Annotated in this window: 1 protein-coding gene; it reads right to left on the reverse strand. The window is 51.2% G+C overall.

The window, feature by feature from the left end; all coding sequences use genetic code 11:
* Positions 1-532: hypothetical protein (locus B5F76_RS14375; protein WP_204218457.1), on the reverse strand; the 532-nt coding region annotated here is incomplete at its 3' end.
* Between the last annotated feature and the right edge of the window lie 83 nt (positions 533-615).

Here is a 615-nt window from a genome sequence, read left to right on the forward strand (position 1 = left end):
CCAGGTATTCCATGACGATCGCGTCCGCAGAGTGCTGCAAGGCGACTTCTATGATAAACCTTGCAGTCTTTATCGAGATTGCCTTGTTGATACCTCTGGCCAAAGCCCAGAGACCGGGCATTTTCCTGGCACCATGACGTTGCGCGTTGCGTATTTTGCCCAGAGCATGCTCCAGAGAGTCTTCCTCGCTCGGCAGGTCAAGAAAGTGCCTGCCGATGATAGTGCCATCCGAAAGCATAGCCGAGCAGACGCACGCGCTGTTGATGCCAAGATCAACAGAGACAATTGTTTGCTGATCTATTGTTTTTTTGGGTTTGAGCTCCACCTCCTCGCTAAAGGCAAAGTTAAGGGACCAGACTTTTCTGCTCAGACGACAGAGAGTCGGGACATGTTCTGTACGATGACAGCAGTAACGTTCGAGGTAGTCTACGTCAGATTTGCGAAGCTTGACTTCTATCCAGTCCCAGGTATTGCGGATAAACACCTTGATACGAGCGCGGTACAGATTGTTGTTCTTGTCACGCACAAACATGTTCTTGCGATACAGGGGAGGACAGATTTTTCCAGCCCGGGGAAGGCCGGGTGCATTGCCATGCCTGTTCTCCGTCCATGTCT

The organism is Desulfovibrio sp. An276 (assembly GCF_002159665.1).
GTDB classification, from domain to species: domain Bacteria; phylum Desulfobacterota; class Desulfovibrionia; order Desulfovibrionales; family Desulfovibrionaceae; genus Desulfovibrio; species Desulfovibrio faecigallinarum.